The 18629-nt window shown below is 43.2% G+C and carries 15 protein-coding genes; 2 read left to right on the top strand and 13 right to left on the bottom strand.

Going from position 1 to position 18629, the window contains the following annotated elements:
• Window positions 1–5: 5 nt before the first annotated feature.
• The 6 genes from MUB35_RS11945 to MUB35_RS11920 all read right to left on the bottom strand — a co-directional run bounded on the left by MUB35_RS11945 (window position 6) and on the right by MUB35_RS11920 (window position 6129).
• The gene (locus MUB35_RS11945; protein WP_227243464.1) at window positions 6–866 is read right to left on the bottom strand and encodes a carbohydrate ABC transporter permease; all 861 of its coding nucleotides are present in this window, start codon (window positions 864–866) and stop codon (window positions 6–8) included.
• The gene (locus MUB35_RS11940) at window positions 866–1744 is read right to left on the bottom strand and encodes a carbohydrate ABC transporter permease (RefSeq protein ID WP_244806261.1); all 879 of its coding nucleotides are present in this window, start codon (window positions 1742–1744) and stop codon (window positions 866–868) included. The genes MUB35_RS11945 and MUB35_RS11940 overlap by 1 nt, the downstream gene beginning before the upstream one ends.
• A 77-nt stretch (window positions 1745–1821) precedes the next feature.
• A complete protein-coding gene (locus tag MUB35_RS11935) occupies window positions 1822–3177 on the bottom strand; it encodes an ABC transporter substrate-binding protein (protein WP_244806260.1) in 1356 nt (451 codons plus the stop codon).
• Window positions 3178–3188: 11 nt separating this feature from the next.
• Complete coding sequence (locus tag MUB35_RS11930; protein ID WP_244806259.1) at window positions 3189–3944, bottom strand: glucosamine-6-phosphate deaminase; 756 nt, start codon at window positions 3942–3944, stop codon at window positions 3189–3191.
• Complete coding sequence (locus MUB35_RS11925; protein WP_244806258.1) at window positions 3922–5250, bottom strand: AGE family epimerase/isomerase; 1329 nt, start codon at window positions 5248–5250, stop codon at window positions 3922–3924. The genes MUB35_RS11930 and MUB35_RS11925 overlap by 23 nt, the downstream gene beginning before the upstream one ends.
• Window positions 5251–5262: 12 nt before the next feature.
• Window positions 5263–6129, bottom strand: coding sequence for an NAD(P)-dependent oxidoreductase (locus MUB35_RS11920; protein WP_244806257.1), 867 nt, complete (start codon window positions 6127–6129; stop codon window positions 5263–5265).
• 288 nt (window positions 6130–6417) lie between these two features.
• On the opposite strand from MUB35_RS11920, the gene MUB35_RS11915 reads away from it, so the two are divergent.
• On the top strand, window positions 6418–7713 hold the full coding sequence (locus MUB35_RS11915; RefSeq protein ID WP_244806256.1) for a lactate racemase domain-containing protein: 1296 nt from the start codon (window positions 6418–6420) through the stop codon (window positions 7711–7713).
• 68 nt (window positions 7714–7781) lie between these two features.
• Here MUB35_RS11915 and nagA read toward each other — a convergent pair whose 3' ends face one another.
• From nagA to aspA, 4 genes are all read right to left on the bottom strand, one after another.
• Window positions 7782–8954: an N-acetylglucosamine-6-phosphate deacetylase gene (nagA, locus tag MUB35_RS11910; RefSeq protein ID WP_244806255.1), complete on the bottom strand. Its 1173-nt coding sequence runs from the start codon at window positions 8952–8954 to the stop codon at window positions 7782–7784.
• A gap of 144 nt (window positions 8955–9098) precedes the next feature.
• Entirely contained in the window at window positions 9099–10163 is a 1065-nt protein-coding gene (locus MUB35_RS11905) for a LacI family DNA-binding transcriptional regulator (RefSeq protein WP_227243480.1), read from the bottom strand.
• Between the two features lie 356 nt (window positions 10164–10519).
• On the bottom strand, window positions 10520–11407 hold the full coding sequence (locus MUB35_RS11900) for a fructose bisphosphate aldolase (protein WP_244806254.1): 888 nt from the start codon (window positions 11405–11407) through the stop codon (window positions 10520–10522).
• Between the two features lie 215 nt (window positions 11408–11622).
• A complete protein-coding gene (gene aspA / locus MUB35_RS11895) occupies window positions 11623–13059 on the bottom strand; it encodes an aspartate ammonia-lyase (RefSeq protein WP_081960241.1) in 1437 nt (478 codons plus the stop codon).
• A gap of 302 nt (window positions 13060–13361) precedes the next feature.
• On the opposite strand from aspA, the gene MUB35_RS11890 reads away from it, so the two are divergent.
• Window positions 13362–14315, top strand: a complete 954-nt coding sequence (locus tag MUB35_RS11890; protein WP_033140527.1) for a LysR family transcriptional regulator — start codon at window positions 13362–13364, stop codon at window positions 14313–14315.
• Between the two features lie 11 nt (window positions 14316–14326).
• On the opposite strand, the gene MUB35_RS11885 is transcribed toward MUB35_RS11890, so the two are convergent.
• The 3 genes from MUB35_RS11885 to MUB35_RS11875 all read right to left on the bottom strand — a co-directional run bounded on the left by MUB35_RS11885 (window position 14327) and on the right by MUB35_RS11875 (window position 18528).
• Window positions 14327–15370 carry a uroporphyrinogen decarboxylase family protein gene (locus MUB35_RS11885; protein WP_103731710.1) on the bottom strand — a complete coding sequence of 348 codons (1044 nt, stop codon included), beginning with the start codon at window positions 15368–15370 and terminating at the stop codon, window positions 14327–14329.
• A gap of 155 nt (window positions 15371–15525) precedes the next feature.
• On the bottom strand, window positions 15526–16854 hold the full coding sequence (locus MUB35_RS11880) for a GntP family permease (protein WP_244806253.1): 1329 nt from the start codon (window positions 16852–16854) through the stop codon (window positions 15526–15528).
• Between the two features lie 165 nt (window positions 16855–17019).
• A complete protein-coding gene (locus MUB35_RS11875) occupies window positions 17020–18528 on the bottom strand; it encodes a helix-turn-helix domain-containing protein (protein ID WP_244806252.1) in 1509 nt (502 codons plus the stop codon).
• Window positions 18529–18629: the final 101 nt, after the last annotated feature.

Raw genomic sequence — 18629 nt, 5'->3', positions numbered from 1 at the left:
TCTGCCTATCCTTTCACTGCTCCTGCTGTCAATCCTGCAATAATATGCTTTTGCAAAACAATCGATGCAATTAATATTGGCAGAGTAATTGTCACTGCAGCCGCCATCAACGCCCCCCAGTCAATAGACGCATAAGAGATAAAACTCAATAGTGCCAACGGCAGCGTCTTTGTTTTTCCTCCAGCCAAAACAAGAGAAAACATGAAGTTGTTCCACGAAAAAATTACAGATAATAAGGAAGCCGTCACAATTCCAGGCTTTGCTAAAGGCAGCATAATACGTATAAATGCCTGAAATGTATAGCATCCATCTATCTTGGCCGCTTCCTCCAAATCGGCGGGAAGGCTTTCAAATGCAGGAATCATAACCCACACAATAAATGGCAGATTAATTAATAAATGACTTAAAATCAATGCCAAATGCGTATCAGATATGCCAATTTTTTCAAATATCATATACCACGGAAGCAAAAATGCAATTCCCGGGAAAAAACGTACAATCAAAACCATTGTACTTAATTTATTCATTTTAGTTCTTGCGATAGCATAAGAAGCCGGAAGCCCCAACAAAAGGCCGATCAATGTTGATCCTACTCCTACTATTGTACTGTTGATAATTGGTTTTACAAAGTCATATCTACCAAAAACATCTTTATAATTTCCCCAATAAGGCTCAAAAAACAAAAACTGCTCCGGGTCAAGTACCTGTGCGTTCGTTTTAATAGAAGCAAGAACCATCCATAAAAACGGAAAAACAACTACTGTGGTTATAAATATGATTCCTAAATAGAAAATAAATCTTTCACCCGCCGATTTAATTCTTTTAATTCTTTTTGTATTTGTTGCTTGATCTATAGTTTTTTCCATTATTCATCAACCCTCGCTTTCATCCTGAGATAAAATATAAAGGCTATACAAATACCAATTTCAAGTAAAAAAATCACTATAGTAGATGCCCCGTAACCCATTCTGAAATAACTGAATATAGAATCATAAGCCATAAGATTCACAGTTTCTGAAGCCTTAACAGGTCCGCCTTTTGTTGTGGCATAAATAATATCAAAAGTCTTGAGTGCATCTATGATTCGCAGCAAAGCTGCAACTACAACCGTGGGCTTGATAAGAGGCAGTGTAATTTTTTGTACAATCTGAAAGCGGTTGGCTCCGTCCATCTTCGCCGCTTCAAATAGGTCATCAGATATACCCGATAAACCGGCCAAAACTATCAGCATAATCATAGGTGTCCATTCCCAGACTTCAATGATAACCAGAGATGGAATCACACTGTTCTTCTGTACCAGCCACATGATGGGGGATAATCCCGCAGATTTAAGCATATAATTTGCGATACCGATGGTCGGTTCATAGATAAGCTGCCAAACCATTCCGATTGCTATAGGTGTTGCCACCATTGGCAGGAGAAAAAGTGTCTTAACCAAATTTTCCCCCCTGAACTTCCGATTAAGCAGTAAGGCCAGCGCTATTCCCAAAACCGTTTCAATTATTACTGAACCAAATGCAATCACCAGTGTATTTTTAGTTGCGGCCCAGAATCTACTGTCTGTTAAAATATCCTTATAATTTTCAAAGCCAATTATTTTAGGTGATGCAGTTCCCATTGTCCAATCTGTAAAGCTTAAATAAATGGTATATACCAAGGGAAACGCTACCATGGAAATAAGAAAAATGACCAATGGCAACACCATAAAATAATGGGCCCATTTTTCCATTCGATTACTTTTCATAACATCATTCCTCGCTATATGGCTCAGGGGTTTGAATTATCTTCAAACCCCTGGTATATTAACTGCCCGATAGTAAATCAATCCGACTGTTCACTGTCAATCAGCTCCTGAAACTCTTTATCCGCCTTTTTTAAAGCATCTTCGGGGTCATTACCCATAATTGCTTCCTGTATAGGAACACTAAGAATATCACGCGCCTCCGAAACACCGATTACCGTCGGACGGTCTCCGGCAACCGCAACTTCTCTGGATTCCGTCATAGCCTTGAGCATTTCCGGCTGAAATGATTCTGCTACATCCGGTACTTCCCATGTACTTGCTCTGCAGCTCGCATTCTGTACCTCCTTTGCCATTCTCAGATCCATTTCTTTAGATAACGACCATTTAATGAATTCTGCAGCTGCCTCCTGCTTCTTGGAAAAAGACGGAATTGCCCATGCCCCAATTGTTGCATAAAACGGTGTATTTCCCGCCGGACCTGCCGGAACTTTTGCAAATCCAACCTGGTCTTCTGTAATTGCAAGGCTGCTGTCTCCTGTTATATTTCCATAAATCGCATCAGAATCAATAAAAAATCCCACTTTCCCTTGTGCAAATAACGCTGCACATTCTGTCCAGGTCATATTCACAGCACCTGCAGGACCATATTTATTTAATAGGCCGCCGTAATAGCGCACCGCCTCAAGAGCTTCTTCCGTTCCCATCAAACTCTTTGTCTCATCATTAAATCTTCCGCCAAAGGCATACAAAAATGTTGAAAACTGTGTAATGCATGCATTTGCTTTTCCTCTGAGTGCAATTCCGTAAAAATCATGATCCGGATCATGCAGTTCACTGGCAGCACTTTCCAGTTCCTCCAGGGTTTCCGGCACTTTTATTCCTTTTTCCTCCAACAAATCTTTCCGGTAATACATAATCTGGCTTTCCGCCAGTATGGGCACTCCATACAAAGCATCGTTATAAGTACAGCTTTGAATCGACGATTCAAAAAAATCACCCATATCGAATTCTGTATCTTCATTTAGATAGGATAGATCTGTAAGCCAGCCATTTTGTGTATACTGCTTCAACTCATTGAGGGGTCTTAGAAAAATAACATCTAGATTATCACTTTTAGCTGCCAGCTCTACTGTAGCTTTATTTGAATAATCATCAGTCCCCATAATCTCCATATCAACTTTAATGCCTGTTTTCTCTTCAAACTCACTGAGATTGGGATAAAGTACTTTTTCTACACAGGTCTGATTTGCGGTCAATACTCGTATGGTAGTTCCGCTGTACGGCTTATCCGAATCTGTGCTCTCCGTCTTAGTATTATTTGAATCTTGTACATCATCTGCCTTATCCACATCTTCTTTTTCTCCACAGGCAGTAAAAACACAGGAAGCAACCAAAGAAACTGCCAGTAAAAGACTAACTCTTTTCTTCTTCATACAAATTCCTCCTACAAATCTTTCGCAGACTTATCATCCAGATACATAACAACATTTTCATGTTTTCTCATAATACTGGCCGGACACGTTTCATTTACCGGCCCTGTCAGGGTATGTTTGACAGCAGCTGCCTTTAATTCACCCGGCACTATGCAGAACAGGAATGATCCCCCCATCAGGCACGGAATTGTTGCAGTCAACGCATATTTTGGCACTTCATCTATATCAGGAAAACACCCATCATTTACCTGTTGTCTACGACATGCGTCATCCAGTTCCACAACTTTTATCAGATTTGTATCCTTAAAATCGGCATTAACCGGATCGTTAAATGCAATATGCCCGTTTTCACCAATTCCTAAAAATACTACATCCAATTTTTGATTACGAATCAGTTCTTCATAACGGATACACTCTTTTCGGAAATCATTTTTACCATTCATCAAATTTACACTCTTGAACGGAACCTTTCCAAAGATCTTATTAGATAGGTATCCGTTAAAAGACCGCGGATCTCCAATCTCAAATCCTATGTATTCATCCATGTGAAAAGCATTGATACGTCCCCAGTCTATATCCTGAATACCTGCAAGAGCTTCCAAAAACTCATTTTGAGAAGGTGCTGCTGCAAACATGCAATTGATTTCATCTTTGCTTTCCAACAAACTTCTCATACAGGAAGCTGCATCTTCTGCGGCATGGAGCCCCATCTCTTTTCTTGTTTCAAATATTTTAAGTTTTATTTTATCGTATCTTCTTATCTGCAAAATTTTCCTCCTCTCCTTCAAAATCAGCTTTATGTGCCTGCTCATTTAATAGCTGTATGATCAAGATCAGATTTCGGGTGATATGATAAGGATCTTTCACAGGCAGTGCCACTACTTTGTCATCCGGTCTGCCATCCCGCTGGCGGATTTGAATCCATTCTCCAACACTTGAGTCAGGATTCGGAAATAATTTAAACGTATAATCAAATACCTCCCTGTAGATAGCAAGTAATTCTTCATCCCCTGATTGAAAATACGCAAGCAGGAAACTGTAAAGGGCCTCCGAATGCGGCCACCAAAGCTTATTATTGTGATTCTCTTCAATTTGCCTGAACATGGGTTCCTTCTCTAAACCTGCTGATTTACCATGAGGAACTCCTCCATCGTGATGGACAAATAACCGAAAACCACCATAATCCTTATCCCATCCAATTTTATATACATTTTTCAGTATTTCTGTGCAAAGCGGAAGAACTGACCGGTCTCCCAAATAATGGGCAGCTTTTAGAATAAACCAGATATCTTCCATTGTATGTCCTGGATTACAGTACTCTCCCAAATAATTATCCACCTGACAATTATCTGTTGTTATCATTTCTCTCAATACATGTTTCTGATCTACAAAATTGGTGAGTATATCCGTATAAAACATCTGCATATCCCGGCTGTAAACATCATTTTTTAATCCAAGTCCAGCCGCGGAAACATACATCTCGGTTGATAGGTTCAAAAATATCATCGGTATCCCATGCATACGCAGTCCTTCTGGTATGGGATACGGCAAAGTAAGATACGTTCCCTGCTCTATTCTCTTCCTGATACTCTGGTACATCTTTTCGGCAAGTTCAAATATTTTATAGTCTTTTGCTGCATCTGCGTATTTTGCAAATCCCGCTGCTACAAAAAAGTCCGCATATATACTTGATGATAATATACCGCTTTCATCTGCAGGTATGGGATTTCCCTCTCTGTCCATCAAATAAGTACATACCTTACTTTCATTCAGAAATACATGTTCACTGAGAAAATCCACACCGATTTTTGCGTATTCCAAAAACACTTCTTTTTCTTCTTTTGTTACAACACTGTCTTCACACATAGATAATTCCGAAAATACCCAAAGAAAACGTCCCTGAGACCATGTAAATTTATTATATGACAATAACTCTTTACCGGTATTATCATAACAGTTCAAATAGCCTCCAAATTTCCGGTCAATACAATCCGGAATCCAGAACGGAAGAATGACCTCTTTTAAATGTCTCACATAATATTTTTCTGCTTTTTGAATATCTGCTTTGTCCATAATTCTACCTTTTCAGTCTTCCAGATTCAGTAATTCGCGCTGCACCTTTGCAACTTCGCTGATATCCTTTTTCCCCAGGCCCTTCTGCCTCGCAATTTTCATTGCAGACAAGCCGCCATCCAGTATAAAGGAAGGACTTCCATAACTGTCAAAAAGCTGTTTTACATACCCTGCATCCTTTAGTGCCAAATCCAATGCGAAACCATGTTCGTAGCTTTTCGATACTATCTTCTTACCGGCACCTTTATACATAGGGCATCCAACGCCGCTTTCTCCAATAATATCAAATAATTTCTCCACATCAATATCCAGCTTTTCTACCAAAGGGAAAATTTCGCCATACAGGTTTACGTACATAATTGCCAGATAATTATTGATCAATTTGGCAATATTACCAGCGCCGCTTTTGCCTATATACTGAAATGCTTTTGAAAAAGTATTTACAACCGGTGTTACTTTTTCAAAAGTTGCTTCATCACCTCCAAAAGTCACAATAAGTTCCCCCGCAGCAGATTGTGCCGGTGTCCCTGTAAGGGATGCATCCGCAAATTCACCACCGGCATTTTTAAATTTTTCATAAATGGCCCTGCTGGAAAGCGGAAAACTGGTGCTGATATCCAGCACGGTCTTACCTTTTACCCCCATCGACAAAAATGTATTAGTTACTGCTTCCACTTGTACGGAACTTGGAAGCGACATCAGTGTAATCTCTGAATGCTCAAATACTTCCTCAATGCTTTGTGCCAGACTGGCTTTTCCTTCAAACGGAACCATAGCTTCCTCATTCATGTCATATACTGTAGTTTCAAATCCACCATCTACAATATTCATACATACTCCGCTGCCCATCATGCCAAGTCCAATAAAACCTACTTTCATACACTTTCATCCTCCTTTTAGTTTTTCCTCTCGTTCATGGAATACGTTTTCCGTAATGTAATTTCATGGTATCACAACAACATTCTTATGTCAATTATATTTTCTAACTTTTACGTCGAAAAAAGTCTTTATTTGGAAATTTTTTATTTTCTTCCAGTATTTACCAATATAGTTATCCGGTTTTAGAAATACTAAAATTCATTCTTGCCTTTTTTGTTGCTCTGCTTTATACTTTTCTTATGGATAACGTTTTCTTTTTCTCCTCCGTATAAAGAAAGGATACTAGCTATGGCTGAAAATTTATATGATATTATTGGTAATATAAAAATTCCACGAATGATACGCGTCCGTCAAAAATTTGACGCTGTGGAAATTACAGATATTGAACAGGCTGTACGCAGGGAAATGCAGCAGAAAGATATCGACGATACAATACAATCAGGTATGCGTATTGCTATTGCAGTAGGCAGCCGCGGCATCTGTCATCATAAAGATATCGTGAAAACAGTTGTATCTGTTCTGAAAGAGAAAAAGGCATTTCCATTTATCGTCCCTGCTATGGGCAGTCATGGGGGCGCCACGGCCAAAGGGCAGGCAGAAATACTTGCCAGTGCCCAAATAGTAGAAAATTATGTGGGATGTCCTATAGTTTCCAGTATGGAAACCGTAAAAGTCGGGGAAACAAACGAAGGTCACAGTGTACATATTGACAAACGCGCATATGAAGCAGATGGAATTATTCTGATAGGCAAGATCAAACCACACACAGCTTTCAGAGGAAGCTATGAAAGCGGCATGATGAAAATGATGACTATTGGTCTCGGCAAACAGTACGGAGCCAGCATCTGCCACCAGGCCGGTTTCAAAAATATGGCACACCTGGTACCTTTATTTGGAAATGTCATTTTAAAGCAATGCAACATTCTCTTTGGACTATCAGTTATTGAGAATGCGTATGGACGCTCCTTTATGGTCAAAGCATTGACCGGCGACAAAATACCCGATGAAGAGCCAAAACTTCTGGAAATCGCCCGCACTAAAATGGGCAGCATTCTTTTCAATAATATTGCGGTCCTGGCTATAGATGAAATCGGAAAAAACTATAGTGGTGACGGTCAGGATCCCAATGTTACAGGAAGATTTATCACCCCCTATGCTGCCAATGATGTTCAGATACAAAAAATATGTGTTCTGGACCTTTCAGAGGAAACTCGCGGAATAATGGTAGGGATAGGATGCGTAGATGTCTGTACCAGCCGCGTATTGCAGCAGGCCAGATTAGAGGAGAGTTATATCAATGCAATAACCAGTACTGTATTTACCGGTATACACCTGCCTATGATGTTAAAAAACGATTATTTTGCTATCGCGGCATGTATTAAGACTTGTAATGAAGTGGATATAGACAATATCCGCATGGTACGAATTCCTAACACACTGGAAATCGGTGAAATATATATATCTGAAAGTATGCTGGAAGATGCAGCCTCCAATCCCTGCATCGAAATACTTGGATCTCCCGAGGAAATGGAATTCGACAACAGTGGAAACCTAATCAAAAAAGAAGCATTCTGGAGCCACTGAAACAATAAATCAATTTTAAATGGGGATGCAGTCAAAGACTGTATCCCCATTTTATACTATAATTTCTGTTATTTTACTATTTTTCCGCTTACCATGCACCATTTAACCTGAATATCATCATCAAACATAATCAAATCAGCGTATTTCCCTACAGATACAGATCCTGTCACAGAAGATATTCCTATGGAATGCGCAGGTGTAAGACTTGCCATTTTTACTGCATCACATAGGGGAATTCCGCATTTAAGCGCCGTCCGCACTAACACGTCACAAGTGGCAATACTGCCGGCAAAGGCTTTTCTGTCTGCCATTTTAGCCACACCATCCTCTATAACCACTTCCAAACCTCCCGTTAGGCTCCCTAACACAGATGTATAAGTATCTGTTCCTGCCGCTCTCATAGAATCTGTCACCAATACCACATGATCTGCGCCTTTTATTTCGTAAACCAAGCGGATTAATTCCGGCGGAATATGACGCCCATCGGCAATAATTTCGACAATTACATCTTTTAAAAGAAATGCACTTTCCACTACACCCAGATGTCGGTATCCGTCTATTCGTTTGATAGTTGAACATGCTGAGTATAAATGAGTAATCCGTCCAAAACCATTCAGTCTGGCTTTCTCCATCTGTTCCCACAGCGCATCGCTATGCCCTGCCGAACAGATGATTCCCTTCATGGAACAATATCTGCCGAATTCCATTGCACCTTCCAATTCAGGCGCTGCAGACCACAGACAAATATCACCCTCTGCCTCTTTTATAATTTTTGTGTATTCCTCCTGCATGGGATTTCTGATGATTTTAGGATTCTGTGCCCCACATTGAGTCCGGTTAAAATAAGGTCCTTCCAGGTGTATGCCTGGCAGATGAGGACCATTTTGCATATTTGCTTTTAATATTTTAAAATATTTTATGAAATTCAGTATTTCTTCTTCCGTACCTGAGAGTGCCGTAGGTACAATCGTTGTCGCTCCGAATCTAAGCTGTGTCTTGGCTGCAGTTTCCATCGCCGAAACAGATCCATCCATATAATCGCAGCCACCGGCTCCATGGCAGTGAGTATCTATGAATCCCGGTGAAAGATACAACCCCCTGCCATCTATCACGGTTTCAGCAGAAAAGGCAGGATCTCCTTCAAAAATTCTTATAATCACACCATTTTCTACTGTCACCCCGCCATCTATGACACTGTCCTCCAGTATAATTCTGGCATTTTTAATTATAGTTGCCGCCATAATATCCCCTTTCCATCTTTTTAGCCTTAACAAAACGCATTATCATAAATGCGTGTTATTAATTTTCTGGTAAGGGAAAACGTATTCCATTTCCACTATAACATCTTTCTATTTCAAATGCAAGAACTCTTCGTGATTTATCATTTATCTTTTTGGACCTGTTGACTGTCTGATCACAAGACTTGGTCTCAGATATAAATTTTTTATTACAGAATTCTTGTTTTCCATATCCTCCAACAATATTTTTACGGCCTCTTCTCCCATTTGTGCAAGCGGCTGTTCTATAGTAGTAAGGCCAGGCCAGGTAATCGACGAAAAAAATAAGTTGTTGTAACCTATCAGTGAAACTTCTTCTCCCACTTTTATTCCAATCTCGGACAGATACTGCAAAACGCCATAGGCAGTCAAATCATTTGTTGCAAAAATAGCCGTAGGCGGGGATGAAAGTTCCATCAGTTTCCTTGCCTGATATCTACCATTTTCAAATTCATATCTCTGAGGTTCTCTGTCCTTTACAGACAAAGGCTTGATATCATACTCTTCAGGCAATTCTAATCCTTTTGCTGCAAGTTCACTTTTAAAATCATGATATAAATTTATTCTGCTGGGCCTGATCAGAGGTGAATTAACAATAGCTATATTTTGATGTCCCAGGTCACATAGATGATTTAAAGCCAGTTTTGCTGCATGTCTGGAATCAAAAAATACTCCACTGGTTTCCAAACCGCTGATTTCCTGATCATAGACTACAACGCTCACCCCCATATCCATCATATGTTTCAGGGAATCAATAATAGTATCATCTTCATCTATATATGCTGACGTAGAGATAATCAATCCTTTAATCTGTCTCTGTCTTAAATCTTCCAGATATTTCTTTTCTCTCTGTGTATTACCATAAGTATTATAAATCATCACACTATATTTATTATCATCCCAAAGATAATCTTCTATCCCCCTTAAAACATCTGGATAAAAGGGGTTTGCCAAATTCTGCACAATAACTGCAATATCACTGCTTCCCTGCTTTTTCAATTGTCTGCCCATCAGATTCGGCACGTAATCCATCTTTCTCGCTGTAGCGATCACTTTTTCCTTTAAATCTTCACTGACCGGATGTGTGCTCCCCCCCAACACCCTTGAAACAGTGGAAACAGATACTCCACTGGCTTTTGCTATATCAACGATCCCTGCTTTTTTTTTCGTCATATTCGCTCCTTACGCTGCTATTCCCTGCTAACTTTTTTAATATATTTTAGAATATTGTAGCATGGAAAACGAATTCCATCAACAGGTAAACTTTACAGTAATTATTCCAATAATTTATATCAATTCTGTATCCCTGCTGTTTCTAACAACACTTTTTTACTTTTAATTTTCCGCTGTTTTCCATTTGTAATGAATTTCCCGGAATATATTATGAATTTCAGATAAGACACAAAGAAAAAGGCAGCAACAATTCCATTTATATTTTATAAACTATAAAAGGTGCTGCAAACTACGCAGCACCTCATCATAGAATATACCCTGCAATTGCAGGAAATACTGTCATTATATCACTACACTCAGGTAATAGAAGCCTTATAGATCGCGTCTATGGACTCCCTCAGCAAATTATTGAACTCTTCCTCCGTCTGATTAACATTCAGCCCCTGGGTCAGTGCCCTGGAGAAGCTGGCGATCAGGCCCGGATTCCGGGCTAATTTTTGGTCTGCCTCATCCCTGCTGTAGCCCCCGGAAAGAGCCACCACACGAACCACATGAGTGTCTTCCATAATGTCAGAATAAAAACCATCCGCATCCGGAATCGAAAGCTTGAACATAATCTGTATACTGTCATCCAGTTTTGCCAGATGCTCCTGCAGATATCCTTTCATGATTCTTTCAGACTCCGCTTTATCTGTACTGAAAATGTCAATCTCCGGTTCCAAAATGGGAACCAGTCCGGCTTCTGCGATCTGAATCCCCAGTTCAAACTGTTGTTCCACAACAGCACGGATGCCTGCCTCATTGGCTTCTTTAATGACGGAGCGCATCTTGGTTCCGAAGATATGACGCTCTTTTGCCCGCACAAGCAGTTCATCCAGTCCCGGAATGGGTTTCATGCACTGTACACCATTCTCCACCGGTGCAAGTCCTTTGTCCACTTTCAGAATCGGAAGGATGTGTTTCTCTTCCCACAGATAATCTGCCGTCAGTTTTCCTTCCACTTCCCGCTCCATAGTCTTTTCAAAGAGAATGGCTGCCAGAATATGCTCCGAAGTAAATGCCGGGCTGGTCATGATCCTTGTACGCATAGAGTGGACCAGGTCAAACATCTCTTCCTCCCCGTGGTAGCTGTCCTCAGCAATACCATAGAGTCTCAGCGCTTTCGGCGTACTGCCGCCGCTCTGGTCAAGGGCTGCTATAAAACCTTTTCCCGAACGCATTCGATTCAACTGTTCCGTGTTCATGCTTCCTCCTTTCGCCGTTTGTCAGTATCCATGCTCTGTCCGCATACGGTGAAATCTGCCTCTCCTCATACGCAGGCAAACCGGCTGGCTGCGCGGTCTTTTGATTCTGACAGCAGCGCTGCTGCCGCCATTCTTGTCATGTTGTCTGCAATACCCGGACTATAGTGATTTTCACTAAATCCATAAGAAAAACATACCACTTTTTGTCCATTTTGTCAAATGTTATCCAGTAACTGTTCACCGGAAATTCCCGGTTCCGTCATGGAGTAGGGGTTTAAAATAACATTTAACTCCTCCTCCCCAAGCAGTTTATCTCTCAGGATCAGACTCCGCACGGAAGCCCCCGTTGAAATAGCCTCCTTTGCAAGAACGGCTGCCTTTTCATATCCCACATGAGGACAGATAGCAGTGATGATGCCCACACTGTTCTCCACCATATTCCTGCAGTGCTCCCGGTTGGCTGTGATCCCTTTGATACAGTTGTCCACCAGCGTATGCACGGCAAAGGTCAGGGTCTCAATGGACTGGAAAAGATTGTAGAAGATGATCGGCTCAAAAGCATTCAGTTCAAGCTGTCCCGCCTCTGTTGCCATAGCAATGGTCATATCATTGCCGATGATGTTAAAGGCAACCTGATTCACTACCTCCGGGATGACCGGATTGACTTTTCCCGGCATGATGGAGGAGCCATTCTGTCTGGCCGGAAGATTAATCTCCCCAAGGCCGGCTCTCGGTCCGGATGATATGAGGCGCAGGTCATTGGACATTTTGGAGAGATTGACTGCGCAGGTCTTCACAGCGCCGGATACCGAAGTATATCCATCCAGATTCTGTGTAGCATCGATCAGGTCATAGGACTGCACCAGATCCAGGCCGGATACCAGAGCGATATTCTTCACTACTTTCTGGAGATACTGCACATCTGCGTTCAGGCCGGTGCCGATGGCTGTCCCGCCCAGATTTAAGGAACTCATCTCCTCCTTTGCGTGCTCAAATCTGGTAATATCCCGGCGGATCGCCGTTGCATAGGCCCTGAATTCCTGACCGAGACGGATGGGCACCGCGTCCTGAAGCTGTGTCCTGCCCATTTTGATCACATCGTCAAACTCCTCCGCTTTTTCCATAAGCGCCTGATACAGTCGCTCTAACTGTTCCTTTGCCCGGTTCAGAAGCTTCAGGGCTGTGAGCCTTCCACAGGAGGGAAAGACATCATTGGTGGACTGCCCGTAGTTTACATGGTCATTGGGATTGACAATAGAATAATCTCCCTTTCTGCCTCCTAAAATCTCGACGGCCCTGTTGGCGATCACCTCGTTGGCGTTCATGTTCAGGGATGTCCCTGCACCGCCCTGGATCGGGTCCACAATAAACTGGTCGTGAAGCCTGCCGGATATGATCTCGTCACAGGCCCGCACGATGGCGTCCGTTCTTTTTTTATCCAGCCGTCCCACCTCAAAATTCGTGATGGCTGCCGCCTTTTTTATCTGCGCCACGCTGTTGATCAGTTCCGGGTGCATATTCATGCCTGTTATGTAAAAATTCTCTGCAGCGCGGAGGGTCTGTACTCCGTAGTAGGCTTCCGCCGGTACTTCTTTTGTGCCGATAGAATCATGTTCCAGTCTTGTCTTTACCATTTTTTCTTTTGTATCCATATCTTTTCCTTACCTCTTTTTCCTGCAGGCCGTTCTTGCCGCCTTACATGTATTTTACAGCGTTTTTCGCCACTGCCTGCCTCTTCTTTTTACTGTTAATATACTGCCGCATAAAGCAGTTCTGTATACCACAGTCTTTTGCTATCTATATTATAAGTTCGCCTGCTATTAGAAGCTAATACATATATGTATATATTTATTATAAATAATTGTTTATATACAGGGAAATTCATGATAAGATAAAAAAAGAAGCGGTAAGTATTCACCCGGCTGAACGCTTACCAGAAATGCAGGTGGATTTCATGTTTGAAGGAAAAAAATACGTTTATGAAGTTTATAAAACAAGGAGCTTTTCAAAAGCTGCCGCTAACCTCTATATCTCCCAGCCGTCCTTAAGCGCTACCATAAAAAAGATTGAGGCCCGTCTCGGAACCCCCATTTTTGACAGAAGCACCAGCCCTATCATGCTTACAGAGTGCGGGGAAAAATACATACATTACGTGGAACATCTCATGGATATGGAAAATGAATTTGAAAATTATCTGAATGACTTTGAGGCCCTCAGGACCGGACATCTTTCTGTAGGGGGAAGCAATCTCTTTGCCTCCTACGTCCTGCCGCCCCTGCTCTCCGGCTTTATGGGAAAATATCCCTCCATAGAGGTGAAAATGACGGAGTCCACCACAGGCGATTTGGAAAAACAACTCTTTTCCGGCAGTCTGGACCTGGTGATTGACAACTATCCTTTCTCAGATACCATTTATGACCGCCATTTTTTCTGCAAGGAACAGCTTCTTCTTGCAGTCCCCGCAGGACTGGCCCGCGAAAAAGGACCGGATACCTGCTGTCTGGACGCTGCCTCCATAAAAAACGGTTCTTATGAAGAGTGCTGTGTCTGCCCTGATATCCTGCAGCATTTTGCCCATGACCCTTTCCTGCTTCTCAGAGCAGGAAATGACACACGTGAGCGCTCTGACCTGCTTTTAAAAAGCGCAGGTCTTGCGCCCCATGTGCCTCTGAAGCTGGACCAGCAGGTCACGGCCTATCATCTTGCCTGTTACGGCATGGGGATCGCCTTTGTAACAGACACCCTGATCCGGCATGTGCCTGATGACTCCAGAATTGTTTTTTATAAGCTGCCGCCGGACATCTCCCAGCGGAATATTTATTTCTACCACAAACGCTCCCGGTATGTGACAAGAGCCATGGAGGAGTTTTTAAAAATCGCAGGTTCCGGTATCCCCACGGGGCAATGACAAAGACAGGCTCACTCCTGATCTTTCCTGCGGTAATACTGCCTGCCGTACTTTCTGGCCTCATCCTCCACCCAGGCTATTTTTCTCAGCATATCATCCGAATTGCCTACAGGGCTCAGATCCCAGAATACATAGCCGCCGCCCGCTGCGAAGTTATCTATGGCAGTTCTCGCAGACTGCCGCACTACCTCCTCGGACGCTCCGGGCATTCCGGCCTTTCCCTGGGAATCCCAGCCGCCGTTTAATACAAGACGGTTTCCATATCTGGCCTTGATTCCCTTAAGATCATTCATGACCTGGGCCGGCTGCCAGATATTGACACCCATTTCCACAAAATCAGGTATGATCTTTTCACAGCACCCGCACATATGGAGTTCAACCGGCAGCCCAAATTCCTTTGCCACATCAATAAGCCTCTGATAAAAAGGACGGAACCTGTTCCGGAAGGTTTCTGTGGAAATAAAAAGATTCGTGGCAGCAGCCATATCATCATCAATGATCACCACATCCGGTTTATAGATGGGGATCAGATGCCGCATAGCCTCCTCGGTCAGCACAGTGACTGCATCAAACAGCTCATCCACCGCCTCCGGTTCCTCCAGAAGCGCGCATAAACCCTCCTCAAATCCCATCATGTTCATCAGAGGAATGAAAAAGTTACCCCCGCAGCCGTCTGTCCGGTATCCCATGGCCTTATTGGGGTTATGCATGCGCAGAGCCTCTGCTGCCATCTGCTCCCAGTCAATTTTGGAGGTATCCGGGAAATTCACAAACTCCCTCCATTTTGTCACGTCTTCCAACAGCTTTCTGTCCGGTTTTGGCATCTTGCCCGCATCGTTAATTTCCCACTCCACGTTGAAAATATCAAACTTTCTCTCTTTATTTACATAGTCCAGCATAAAACCCGTAAATACCCAGTCGCAGGCGTCAAAATACAGGGGCACCCAGTCCGGTTCCTCTCCCCGGATAACCTTCAGATAATTTTCCTTCTCGTCTGCCTCGCCGCCTACTGAGCTGCTGAATTTCATCCAGTCCAGTACCATATTATCTGCCATAATCCATTCCTCCTTCTACAAAAACGTAATCCTTCAGATAACTGAACAGTTACATGCATCCGGCCATTTAAAATCGCTTTGCCATGGGCCGGATACTCACTGCCGCCACGCATTCATGCGGTCAGCGCAGTGAATGCGCACACCTGTCTGAACCGTTACATCAATACTGCAATAGCAGAAAAAATAATATTGATCACAATAGATGGAAGGATCACGCAGGTGATACACACCGGATATGATTCCTTCAAATCCGTTCCCGCAAATCCCATTACCCCGTGAAGTCCGCCCGAATGTGGAGATAAGGTGATGCCGCCTGCTGTATTCGCAACGGTTATCTGCCGCAGCAGCCCCGTATTTACTGACGGATTCGCCAGCCATCCTGCCCCAAAAGTTCCAAGGACCGTCTGCGCGGTCACAGCTCCGCCCCCGGTTATAAATCCCGTTACACTTCCCGCTATAAGGCACTGCATATACGGGTTTCCTCCTACATTCTGAACCGCTTCGGTGAATAGCTGATAACCGTGGGAACCTGTAATAACACCCAGGAAACCCGCAATAACAGCAGCGGCAAAGGTGGGATTTAATCCTCCGGCCATTCCTTTGAACAGAATATCCTTTTCACTGCCCCGAAGCGTCTTCAGGTTCAGAAGATAACATACAATACACGCGATTCCCATGGAGGCCAGTATACTGTTGGACGCTTCCAGTCTCCCGATTCCCATAAAAGAAAACCAGCCCGATGTCAGTCCTGTATACAAAAGAATCACCAGTACCATGGGAGCAAGCGCTGCTGCCAGACCCGGCAGATTTTCCCTGTCAGGCTTCACCATCTGCCTGTCAGACTCCGTCTCCACGTATCTGCGTCCTTTTTCTTCCCATCTTTTTTCCGTCCTTCTGATGATGAAATATCCCGCTGCTGCATAGAGGACAAACATTGCCAGACAGATCACCGGCACCGTCCCGGCAGACACCTGCAGCATCTGGGATACCACGGTATTCACCATACTGGGATTTCCCGGAAAGAGCTGTGCTGTGAACAATCCCAGATAAAATACAGAGAGCCAGATTCCTCTGTTTATATTAAATTCCTTTGACAGAACCACTGCCATTGGCCATACAATAAATATCTGTACATAAGGATTTACCCCGCCCAGATTCAGCAGACAGCACACAATGAACATGACCAGCAGTATCTTTTCTTTTCCAAATACATCCACCAGCTTATACGCAATGGCTGAGACCGAACCGGAACGTGACATGAACTCTGAATACACGGCACCGATGGTAAAGATCAAAAACCACGAACCGAAAAATCCCACCAGACCGGGCATGTAGTAATCACTGAAAACCGCCCACAGTCCGATACCGCTTGTCAGCCCCACAATAACAGCACAGATCAGGCTGACAAGAAGCATATTCCACTGTTTAAAAGCCAGGAATACCAGCAGAGCAATGGCTGCCACGATTCCTATTACACTTACCATGTGAATCCTCCCTTTCTCCATTTTTAAACACGCTCTAATCTCTTGGCCTGAAAGAAGATCTTCTTTTATGCTTTCATCATAGCACCGGCAAGTGTAAAAAAATATGCTCATAACACCGAAAGCTTTTCCGGTTCTTTACTCTATTTTGTAGGAACCGGCAGGCCCTCATGTATCTATCATCTCAAAGACAAGCATGAGATACAGTCTTGTCCGATAATCGCTTAACTGCCAGCCGGTGATCTCCTCAATCCTTTTTATCCTGTACAGATAGGTGGTCCGGTGCACGTGAAGGATTTCCTGGGCAATGACTGCCCTGCCGCTGTTCTCCAGACATATTTTCAGGGTATACAGCAGCTCTGTCCCATGCTTTTTGTCGTAATCCATCAGTGCAGCCAGGGGCGGGGCAATATAAAACTCTTTGTTGTGTTTCAGGCAGGCTGTCCTTACCATATATTCCAGAATATATTTTTCAAACAGATACACTCTTTCAGTGCTGTCCGTCTGATTGCCTGTTTCAAAAGCGATAACTGCCTGATGGTAATACATGCCTACTTTTTCAAAATCAGAAAACCAGCCGCTGCATCCTATATAAAAGTCATGACGGCCGGCAAAGCTCTCCAGTATTTCATATATTTTCTTATTTTTCCCGGATGGATAGCGCAGAATGAGATGAATATGATTTCCATGGACAAACGTATAATTACTGTCCAGGATCCGGTGCAGATACAACATGTGTTCCGCCAGCCTGGAATGCCGGTTATTCTCTGAAAAACTGGACAGATAGACATAGAGATATGTATCTGACTTTTCCCATCCGTAAGACCGGAGTATGGAATCATAGACGTCCAGATAAGGCCGTTCCGAAACGGTAAGCGCCTTCACCATGTGGTCAAACTCCTTTGTCTCTCCCAGATTGACGGGACAGATGTCCAGATACGCCATCTTCACATAATCGGATATGAGCATCAGAAATGACAGATCACTTTCCCTGCAGGGGCGGTAAACTTCATCTGCCACAAGCCTTCCCAGATATTCCTGACGGTGAAAAATGTTATAGTAGATTTTCCGAAACCCGTACATTTTCTCTGAAAAGATACCGGGAATTTTTGTCTTTAACGTCTCCTTGTACTCCGGGTCAGAGACAACAACCATGTATTCATCTTCCGGAAGATAAGCATTCTCAGCCAGGGAAAAGTTCTTATCATGGTTTTTCTTTCCCGGCACGTACATCATGATCCGGAATACAGGGGTCGCGAAAGAGACGGGATTTTCCAATACCTCAAAGAGAATCCTCCCTATCTCATTCATGGGTGCATGGTCCACAAGACATCTTAGAATCCTCACCTCAATGTCCTGAAACCACCGGAAGATTTCTGCTGCTTTCTGGAACAGTCCGGTGATATCTGTCCCCTCTTCCACACAGAGGTATTCGCAGGGTATCTGCCTGTAAATTTCCGGCAGTTTTCCTATACAGATCAGTGATATACTGTTTTCCGCCTCCGGAACATCCGGAAGATCTTCTGCATCTGCAATGTAAAGACAGGATTCCCGGAACCTTTCTCCTGTGCAGACCTCCACGCTTTCCAGGTAAAAAGAAAAGAGGCGGTTCGTCTGCTTTCTTTTTATGTCCTGACTGTCCAGATAATCGGAAATTATGGTCATATTCAGCTTCATACCTTCTCCTCCTCAAACAAAACCCATCCCGGCCTTCCTCATTTTACTGACGCGGAACTGCATGCAGCCCTCTTCCGGCTGTGTGAAGTGCACATCCTGCC

The organism is Blautia sp. NSJ-175 (assembly GCF_022867815.1).
Taxonomy (GTDB): domain Bacteria; phylum Bacillota; class Clostridia; order Lachnospirales; family Lachnospiraceae; genus Blautia; species Blautia celeris.
Note: the sequence above shows the minus strand (reverse complement) of the source record. Positions and strands in the feature narration are given on the sequence as shown.

Excerpts from the sequence above, each read along its gene's own strand:
- MUB35_RS11945 (WP_227243464.1), bottom strand. The coding sequence starts at position 866 with ATGGAAAAAACTATAGATCAAGCAACAAATACAAAAAGAATTAAAAGA.
- MUB35_RS11940 (WP_244806261.1), bottom strand. The coding sequence starts at position 1,744 with ATGAAAAGTAATCGAATGGAAAAATGGGCCCATTATTTTATGGTGTTG.
- MUB35_RS11935 (WP_244806260.1), bottom strand. The coding sequence starts at position 3,177 with ATGAAGAAGAAAAGAGTTAGTCTTTTACTGGCAGTTTCTTTGGTTGCT.
- MUB35_RS11925 (WP_244806258.1), bottom strand. The coding sequence starts at position 5,250 with ATGGACAAAGCAGATATTCAAAAAGCAGAAAAATATTATGTGAGACAT.
- MUB35_RS11920 (WP_244806257.1), bottom strand. The coding sequence starts at position 6,129 with ATGAAAGTAGGTTTTATTGGACTTGGCATGATGGGCAGCGGAGTATGT.
- MUB35_RS11915 (WP_244806256.1), top strand. The coding sequence starts at position 6,418 with ATGGCTGAAAATTTATATGATATTATTGGTAATATAAAAATTCCACGA.
- nagA (WP_244806255.1), bottom strand. The coding sequence starts at position 8,954 with ATGGCGGCAACTATAATTAAAAATGCCAGAATTATACTGGAGGACAGT.
- MUB35_RS11905 (WP_227243480.1), bottom strand. The coding sequence starts at position 10,163 with ATGACGAAAAAAAAAGCAGGGATCGTTGATATAGCAAAAGCCAGTGGA.
- MUB35_RS11900 (WP_244806254.1), bottom strand. The coding sequence starts at position 11,407 with ATGAACACGGAACAGTTGAATCGAATGCGTTCGGGAAAAGGTTTTATA.
- aspA (WP_081960241.1), bottom strand. The coding sequence starts at position 13,059 with ATGGATACAAAAGAAAAAATGGTAAAGACAAGACTGGAACATGATTCT.
- MUB35_RS11890 (WP_033140527.1), top strand. The coding sequence starts at position 13,362 with ATGTTTGAAGGAAAAAAATACGTTTATGAAGTTTATAAAACAAGGAGC.
- MUB35_RS11885 (WP_103731710.1), bottom strand. The coding sequence starts at position 15,370 with ATGGCAGATAATATGGTACTGGACTGGATGAAATTCAGCAGCTCAGTA.
- MUB35_RS11880 (WP_244806253.1), bottom strand. The coding sequence starts at position 16,854 with ATGGTAAGTGTAATAGGAATCGTGGCAGCCATTGCTCTGCTGGTATTC.
- MUB35_RS11875 (WP_244806252.1), bottom strand. The coding sequence starts at position 18,528 with ATGAAGCTGAATATGACCATAATTTCCGATTATCTGGACAGTCAGGAC.